Source organism: Avibacterium endocarditidis (assembly GCF_002921145.1).
GTDB lineage: Bacteria > Pseudomonadota > Gammaproteobacteria > Enterobacterales > Pasteurellaceae > Avibacterium > Avibacterium endocarditidis.
Genome location: NZ_PQVI01000130.1, coordinates 1 through 7,998 on the forward strand (window position 1 = coordinate 1; position 7,998 = coordinate 7,998).

The 7,998-nt window shown below is 39.7% G+C and carries 8 protein-coding genes; all 8 read left to right on the forward strand.

Annotated elements, in window-relative coordinates; genetic code table 11:
- Window positions 1-183 precede the first annotated feature (183 nt).
- The gene (locus tag C3Z13_RS09660) at window positions 184-1,857 is read left to right on the forward strand and encodes a CRISPR-associated endonuclease Cas3'' (protein ID WP_245872625.1); all 1,674 of its coding nucleotides are present in this window, start codon (window positions 184-186) and stop codon (window positions 1,855-1,857) included.
- A gap of 64 nt (window positions 1,858-1,921) precedes the next feature.
- Window positions 1,922-2,401, forward strand: coding sequence for a hypothetical protein (locus C3Z13_RS12450; protein WP_245872626.1), 480 nt, complete (start codon window positions 1,922-1,924; stop codon window positions 2,399-2,401).
- A 38-nt stretch (window positions 2,402-2,439) separates the two neighbouring features.
- The gene (gene cas5c / locus C3Z13_RS09665; RefSeq protein ID WP_103855781.1) at window positions 2,440-3,117 is read left to right on the forward strand and encodes a type I-C CRISPR-associated protein Cas5c; all 678 of its coding nucleotides are present in this window, start codon (window positions 2,440-2,442) and stop codon (window positions 3,115-3,117) included.
- Window positions 3,114-4,919 (forward strand): type I-C CRISPR-associated protein Cas8c/Csd1, encoded by a 1,806-nt coding sequence (gene cas8c, locus C3Z13_RS09670; protein ID WP_103855782.1) that lies wholly within the window; start codon window positions 3,114-3,116, stop codon window positions 4,917-4,919. The genes cas5c and cas8c overlap by 4 nt, the downstream gene beginning before the upstream one ends.
- Window positions 4,920-4,922: 3 nt before the next feature.
- A complete protein-coding gene (gene cas7c, locus C3Z13_RS09675; protein WP_103855783.1) occupies window positions 4,923-5,786 on the forward strand; it encodes a type I-C CRISPR-associated protein Cas7/Csd2 in 864 nt (287 codons plus the stop codon).
- A gap of 3 nt (window positions 5,787-5,789) precedes the next feature.
- Window positions 5,790-6,401: a CRISPR-associated protein Cas4 gene (cas4, locus tag C3Z13_RS09680; protein ID WP_103855784.1), complete on the forward strand. Its 612-nt coding sequence runs from the start codon at window positions 5,790-5,792 to the stop codon at window positions 6,399-6,401.
- Between the two features lie 59 nt (window positions 6,402-6,460).
- Window positions 6,461-7,474, forward strand: a complete 1,014-nt coding sequence (gene cas1c, locus C3Z13_RS09685; RefSeq protein ID WP_103855785.1) for a type I-C CRISPR-associated endonuclease Cas1c — start codon at window positions 6,461-6,463, stop codon at window positions 7,472-7,474.
- A 9-nt stretch (window positions 7,475-7,483) separates the two neighbouring features.
- Window positions 7,484-7,777, forward strand: a complete 294-nt coding sequence (cas2, locus tag C3Z13_RS09690) for a CRISPR-associated endonuclease Cas2 (protein ID WP_103853153.1) — start codon at window positions 7,484-7,486, stop codon at window positions 7,775-7,777.
- Window positions 7,778-7,998: the final 221 nt, after the last annotated feature.

Here is a 7,998-nt window from a genome sequence, read left to right on the forward strand (position 1 = left end):
GCGGCTTTTTTTATATCTATAATTTTCCGTTCTGCCGCGTAATTTACGTTTTCCCTAGCTTAAACTTAAGCACTTTCAAAAACAATGTGAAATGTATCACAAAATTTTGTTTTACTGATTGAAAGATAAGGGGATTTTTATATACTTCCGTCTAATGATGAGCATTTTAAAGCGGTAGCGTGTATGGTTTTTTTCGCACATTCAACAGAAGATCCGACAGAGAAAGATTGGCAGTTGTTAAGTGATCATTTGATCAATGTTGCGAAAATGGCAGCTGACTTTGCGCAATACTTTGGCGCTCAAGAGATTGCATATCATATGGGATTGCTACACGATTTTGGTAAGTATAGTGAGCCATATCAAGCGCGTTTGCGTGGTGGACCGAGAGTTGATCATTCAACTGCTGGAGCTAAATTAGCCGTAGAAAAATACCCTCAACTCGGTTGGCTGATGGCATTTTGTATTGCAGGGCATCACGCTGGGTTAGCGAATGGTTCGCGAGAAGGGGATTTAACAACCTTAGCGCAGCGCTTAGAAAATATCATTCCTGCTTTAGATAAGGCTTGGCAAGATGAAATTCCGTTAGCCGATAAACTTTCTTTTCCTGCTATCACACCATCAAAAACAGAGCAATTTTTCTCTTTGTCTTTTTTTACCCGAATGCTTTATTCTTGTTTGGTTGATGCAGATTTTTTAGAAACAGAGGCTTTTTATGCCAAAGGGAAAAATGTTTCCATTGAGCGGGGTGATTATCCTGATCTTATTACCTTACAGCATCATTTCAATCAATTTATTCAGTCAAAATTTAGACAATCTTCAGCTAATCAGAAACCTTCTGCTCTGAATCAATTGCGTAGTCAGATTTTTGATTATGCTGTACAGCAAGCCTCACTACCACCTGGACTCTTTACTTTAACCGTACCAACTGGTGGTGGAAAGACTTTTACGTCAATGGCATTTGCTCTTGAGCACGCCAAGATTTACCAACTTCGCCGTATTATTTATGTGATTCCTTTTACGAGTATTATTGAGCAAAATGCCGCACAATTTCGTCAGGCATTTGGTGATCTTGGTGAGAAAGCGGTGTTAGAGCACCATAGTACCTTTGATGACGAAAAATTGGCGGATAAACATAGCAAAGATAAATTGCGCTTAGCTTCTGAAAATTGGGATATGCCTGTTGTGGTAACCACTGCGGTGCAATTTTTTGAATCTTTATTTGCAAATCGTTCATCTCGTTGCCGTAAACTACATAATATTACAGGAAGTGTGATTATTTTAGATGAAGCACAAATGTTACCGCTCAATTTATTACGTCCGATTATGGCAGCAATTGATGAACTTGCGCGTAATTATCGCTGTTCGGTGGTAATGTGTACCGCGACTCAACCTGCGATTCATCAGCAACACGGTTTCTATAAAGGATTTGAGAATTTACGCGAAATTGCGCCAAATCCTGAGCAATTATTTGAACGATTGGCGCGTACCACTGTACAGCATATTGGTGAACAAAAAGATGAGTCTTTACTCAATTATTTAACTGAAAATTCACAAATTCTGATTATTGTCAATAATCGTAAGCACGCCCAGCATTTGTATCATTTAGCGAAATCCTTGGCGGGATGTTTTCATCTTTCCACCTTGATGTGTGCTAAACATCGTACACAAATACTTGATGAGATTCGTCATTGCTTGAAAGAAGGCAAACCTTGTCGGGTGATTTCAACATCTTTAATTGAGGCGGGTGTGGATGTCGATTTCCCGCTGGTAATGCGTGCGGAAGCAGGCTTAGATCCGTTGCTCAAGCGGCAGGACGTTGTAATCGCGAGGGTAAACGGGCGCAGAGCGAAAGTTTAGTTTTATTTTTAAGCCTGAAGAGCAGTGGAAGCCGCCGGCGGAGTTAAACGTACTTTCGGCCTGTATGCGCTCAGTTGTACGCTTACATCAGTCCGATTTACTTGCACCAGATGCTATTTTAAATTATTTCAAGCAGGTTTATGCTTCAAAGGGGAGTGAACTCGATAAAGCAGGCATTTTAGCAGATTGCCATAATGCAAGGCTAAATTTCCCTTTTGAAGCCATGGCGAAAAAATTTCAAATGATTCAAAGCCATCTTGTGCCTTTGATTATTCCTTTTAATGAAGAGGCCGAAAAACTTATCGATAGCCTGCAAAATGTCGAACAAATTGGGGGGATTTTACGCAAGTTACAACCCTATACGATCCAAATTTCTGAGAAAATTTTGACCGCACTTTATCAGCGTGGTGCGCTTGATTTAATCAATAGAGAGCGTTTCGGTGAGCAGTTTTATTATTTGATTAATCGGGATTTATATAGTGAACATTCTGGATTAAATTGGGATACGCCAGAATTTATTGCTGCGGAAAATTGTGCTTGGTAAGTTGCCATAGCATAACCATAGAATAAATGGAGTAGTGGATGAAAAATAAAGTGAGATTACATATTTGGGGGGACTATGCCTGTTTCACCCGCCCAGAAATGAAGGTGGAACGGGTATCTTATGATGTGATAACCCCTTCAGCTGCGCGGGGGATATTATCAGCGATCCATTGGAAGCCTGCAATAAACTGGGTGATAGATAAGATCTATGTGCTGAAACCTATCCAGTTTGAATCTATTCGCAGAAATGAATTGGGGAGTAAGCTGCCAGCCACTAAAGTAAATGGGGCAATGAAACGTAAAAGTGTTGAAGGACTTTATACTATCATTGAAGAAGATCGTCAACAACGTGCCGCCACTGTATTAAAAAATGTTGCTTATGTTATTGAAGCTCATATTGTAATGACAGATAAAGCGGGCGAAAGTGATAATCTAACCAAGCATTTAGAGATGTTTAAACGCCGAGCGATGAAAGGACAATGCTTCCAACAACCTTGTATGGGAGTGAGGGAGTTTCCTGCTGAATTTGCCTTTATTAATGAAGGTGAAGCATTACCAGAATGTTTGTTAGAGGAAGATGATCGTCAGCGCGATTTAGGTTGGATGTTGCACGATATTGATTTTCAGCATAAAAATACACCGCACTTTTTTAGAGCCAAAATGCAAGATGGCATTATTACGGTGCCGCCTTTTATGGCCGAGGAGGTGGTATCGTGATTTTATTATCGCTTGTTCGTTATTATCAACGTTTATCTGCACAAAAGGATCGTGATACCGGTGAACCTAAAGTCCCTTCTTATGGATTTAGTGAAGAAAAAATTGGCTATATTTTAGTGCTAAATCCAAAGGGAGAGTTGGTTGATGTCATTCCTAATTTGACGGATGACAAAAAGCCAAGACCGAAGTTAATACGAGTACCGAATTCTTTTAAACGTCCTGGAACAACACCAAATCCTTTTTTCTTATGGGATAAAACGGCTTATGTGCTTGGGGTGGAAACCAATCAGGATAAAGCCAGTGCGAAAGTGCAGCCAGCGTTGCTGTCTCGTCATACTTTCGATGCGTTCAAACAGTTTCATTTAGAAGCATTAGTGGATACTCAAGATAAAGGCTTGCAAGCCTTGATGAAATTCTTAACAACTTGGGATCCTGAAAAATTTACAGACTCTCTTTGCCCTATTGAAATATTAGATGCCAATGTTGTATTTAAACTAGATGGTGAAAATGAATATATTCACCAAAGTATTGAAGCACAAAATTTATGGACAGGTTTATTATCCACGAATGATAAGACGGAAGGAATTTGTTTAATTACGGGGGAAAAAGCGCCTATTGCTCGCTTGCACCCTTCAGTTAAAGGGGTACAGGGAGGGCAAAGCTCAGGAGGTTCGATAATTTCTTTCAATAAAGATGCCTTTACTTCTTTTAATAAGGATCAAGGTGATAATGCGCCTGTTTCAGAACAAGCTGCATTTGCTTATACCACAGCGTTAAATTATTTATTACGCAATAAACATCATCATTTAATGATTGGCGATACAAGTACCGTTTTTTGGGCGGAAGCAGAGGATGTTGAACAAGCGGAGCTGGCAGAACAATTCTTTGCTAGTTTTTTGACACCACCTGATGATGAGCAAGAGAATAGCCCTATTTTTGATATGCTAGAAAAAATGAGTAAAGGCAGACCTTTGCAAGAGATTAATCCAGGAATAGCGCCGAATACCCGTTTTTTCATTTTAGGTTTAGCGCCCAATGCCTCAAGAATTTCTATTCGTTTTTGGTTGGAGACCAATTTTGGCGAGCTGGCCAATAACTTAGCGATGCATTGGCAGGATCTTGCGCTTAATCCTCGCCCTTGGAAAACGCCACCTTCTATTTGGCGTTTATTATTGCAAACAACGCCATTAGATCGCGTTGGCAAAGGCAAATCTGAGAATATTTCCCCAGTACTCGCAGGGGAGCTGGCTCGAGCTATTTTTACTGATAGTCTTTATCCGATGAATTTATTATCTCAATTACTGATGCGATTTAGAGCGGATGGACAAATAACAGGATTAAGAATTGCAATGGTTAAAGCCGTACTTCAGCGGCGATTTAGAAAAGGTTTGATAAAACAAGGAGTTCCTATGGAATTAGATGAAAATAATGATCATACAGCTTATCTTCTTGGGCGATTGTTTGCGTTGTTAGAACGCGTTCAATACCAAGCGTTGGGTGATCTCAATGCAAATATTGTCGATCGTTATTATGCCTCGGCATCTACTGTGCCGTATTCAGTTTTCCCACGTCTTCTGAAAGGGGCTCAGCATCATTTTTCTCGCTTAAAGAAAGACAAAGTGGGGATGGCGATTAATTTAAGTAAGGAGCTTGCTGCAATTTTAGCAAAATTACCAACCGTTTTCCCGCGTCATTTGAATATTGAGGAACAAGGACGCTTTGCATTAGGCTATTATCAAGAAAAAGAACGTTATTTCAGCAAAAAAGTCAATGCTGATGAAACCGAATCAATCAAGGAGTAAAAAATGACTATCCAGAATCGTTATGAATTTGTATATTTTTTTGATGTTACTAATGGGAATCCAAATGGTGATCCTGATGCAGGAAATTTACCGCGTATGGATCCTGAAACCAGCAAAGGCTTGGTTACAGATGTTTGTTTAAAACGTAAGATCCGTAATTTTATTGAATTATGCTATGAAAATGAGCCAGGCTACGAGATTTATGTGAAAGAAAAAAGCGTGTTGAATTTACAAAATAAACGTGCTTATGAAGCATTGTCTATTAAGCCTGAAGCGAAAAAACTACCGAAAGATGAAGTCAAAGCACGCGAAATTACCGCGTGGATGTGCAAAAATTTCTTTGATGTTCGTAGTTTTGGTGCAGTAATGACGACTGAAGTTAATAGCGGTCAAGTTCGTGGTCCAGTGCAATTTGCCTTTGCACAATCAATCGATCCAATTGTTCCAGTGGAGCTTTCTATTACGCGTATGGCAGTAACCAATGAGAAAGATCTTGAAAAAGAACGTACTATGGGGCGTAAAGCCATTGTTCCTTACGGACTTTATCGTGTACACGGCTTTATTTCTGCAAAATTAGCAGAGAAAACGGGCTTTAGTGATGACGATTTACAGAAGTTATGGCAGGCTTTACAGCTAATGTTTGAACACGATCATTCTGCCGCGCGTGGTGAAATGGTAGCACGCAAACTGGTGGTATTTAAACATCAAGACTCCTTAGGCAATCAGCCAGCGCATAAATTATTTGAGCGAGTCACCGTAGAACGTGTGAATGGTGATATGGCAATGCCTGCACAGTCATTTGATGATTACCGTATCTCAGTGAATACTGATGGGTTAACAGGCGTAACGGTTGAAGAATTAATTTAACCAATGTATATCGTTTCCCTTTCGGCATTACAGCATTATGCATTCTGCCCACGCCAATGTGCGTTAATCCATAACGAGCAAGCGTGGGAAGAAAACTTGCTTACGGCACAAGGAAGAACCTTGCACGAGCGTGTCGATTCAGGCGAGCCTGAAAGCCGTAAGGGAATTCGTTTTGAGCGAACCGTACATGTTTGCGCGCAACAGCTTGGATTAGCGGGAATTTTGGATCTCGTAGAGCAAGATCTTAGCTCAGGTCAATTAAAGCCTATAGAGTATAAACGTGGCAAACCTAAACTTGAACCTATTGATGAAATTCAACTTTGCGCTCAAGCATTATGTTTAGAAGAAATGACAGGGCAGTCTATTACGGAAGGGGCGATATGGTATTTACAAACGCGACATCGCTTACCTGTTTTGTTTTCAGCTGAATTAAGAAAGAGAACATTAGATACCATTGCGAATGTACAAGCATTGTTAGAAAGCGGCATAACGCCTGCACCACAATATGGAAAACACTGTAAGGCTTGTTCCTTAATTGAACTTTGCCAGCCTGCATTATTGGAAAAAGATAAATCGCAATCTTATATCAAAAGGTTGTTTGATGAGAAAGAATAAAAGCAAAGTGCGGTATAAAAATGATGAGTTTTTTAATCTTAATTAGGTGAATTTTTACGATGAAAAAACTACAAAATACCATTTATATTACGACACAAGGCAGTTATTTGCATAAAGAAAGAGAAACGCTTGTGATTGAACAAGAGCGTAAAAAAGTGGCACAGCTTCCTATTCATTCTATCGGACACATATTCTGTTTTGGTAATGTGCTAGTATCTCCATTTTTAATGGGATTTTGTGGCGAAAATAATGTAAATCTTGCCTTTTTCACTGAAAATGGACGCTATTTAGGGCGCTTACAAGGCCGACAAAGTGGAAATGTATTATTACGTCGAGCGCAATATCACTATTCCGCAGAAAAACCTACCACCATTGCTCGTCATATTATCGCGGCTAAAATTCAATCATCTAAGCGCGTTTTACAACGGCAGTTGAGAAATTATGGTGAAAATCAAGAAATTCAACAGGCTATTTATGGTTTAAATGCACGTTTAAGGGAGCTTAAGCAAGCTGACGAGTTGGAGACTATTCGTGGTATTGAGGGCGAAGCTGCATCTCGTTACTTTAGTGTTTTTCATCATTTATTGCGGGATAAGAACGGTTTTATTTTTCACGGACGTTCACGCCGTCCACCGCGTGATGAAGTGAATGCGCTGTTATCATTTTTATATAGTATTTTAGGTAAGGAAATTAGTGGTGCTTTGCAAGGTGTGGGGCTAGATCCGCAAGTTGGCTTTTTACATGCTGATCGTCCGGGCAGAGATAGTTTAGCACAAGATATATTGGAAGAATTTCGTGCTTGGTTGGTGGATAGAACCGTATTAAGCCTAATTAACCGTGGGCAAATTAAACCAAGTGATTTTGTAAAAGAAAGCAGCGGTGCAGTTAATTTGAAACCCGAAATGCGAAAAAGCCTATTTCAAGCTTGGCAAGCGAAGAAACAGGAAAAAATACTTCACCCATTTTTGCAGGAAGATGTTGCAATAGGATTATTACCTCATATACAAGCAATGCTACTGGCACGGCATTTACGCGGTGATTTAGCGCAATATCCTCCATTTTTAATGCGTTAGGATAACAATATGTTAATGCTGATTACTTATGATATTTCTCTTGATGATCCACAGGGCCAAGCGCGTTTGCGCCGTATTGCGAAACATTGTCTTGATTATGGTGTTCGCGTGCAATATTCCGTGTTTGAATGTGATATCGCCCCAGATCAATGGGTGGTATTAAAATCTAAACTATTGGATACCTATAACCCTGAAACTGATAGTTTACGCTTTTACCATTTAGGAAGTAAATGGCGCAGAAAAGTAGAGCATCACGGCGCCAAACCATCAATTGATATTTTCCAAGATGCCATAATTCTATAATCGCTAACCTGCTGTTCTCATCAAATTCCTGCTAGCTTAGCGAAGTATCATTGTTCTTTAAAAATCAAATAATTAATTCTAAATTTTATTCAGCAATGATTATGCTATAATCCGTCCTCGCACAGAAAAGAATGATTAGCGAAATAATAAGGTTAACGCCTTATTTTTGTTATATTTTTTCCCTGTGCTCGGCCATCCCCCAGATGGCCGTGAATTGAAAC

Bases quoted from the DNA above. Each gene is read 5' to 3' on its own strand.
- cas4 (WP_103855784.1), top strand. From the start codon at position 5,790: ATGTATATCGTTTCCCTTTCGGCATTACAGCATTATGCATTCTGCCCA.
- C3Z13_RS12450 (WP_245872626.1), top strand. From the start codon at position 1,922: ATGCGCTCAGTTGTACGCTTACATCAGTCCGATTTACTTGCACCAGAT.
- cas7c (WP_103855783.1), top strand. From the start codon at position 4,923: ATGACTATCCAGAATCGTTATGAATTTGTATATTTTTTTGATGTTACT.
- C3Z13_RS09660 (WP_245872625.1), top strand. From the start codon at position 184: ATGGTTTTTTTCGCACATTCAACAGAAGATCCGACAGAGAAAGATTGG.
- cas1c (WP_103855785.1), top strand. From the start codon at position 6,461: ATGAAAAAACTACAAAATACCATTTATATTACGACACAAGGCAGTTAT.
- cas5c (WP_103855781.1), top strand. From the start codon at position 2,440: ATGAAAAATAAAGTGAGATTACATATTTGGGGGGACTATGCCTGTTTC.
- cas2 (WP_103853153.1), top strand. From the start codon at position 7,484: ATGTTAATGCTGATTACTTATGATATTTCTCTTGATGATCCACAGGGC.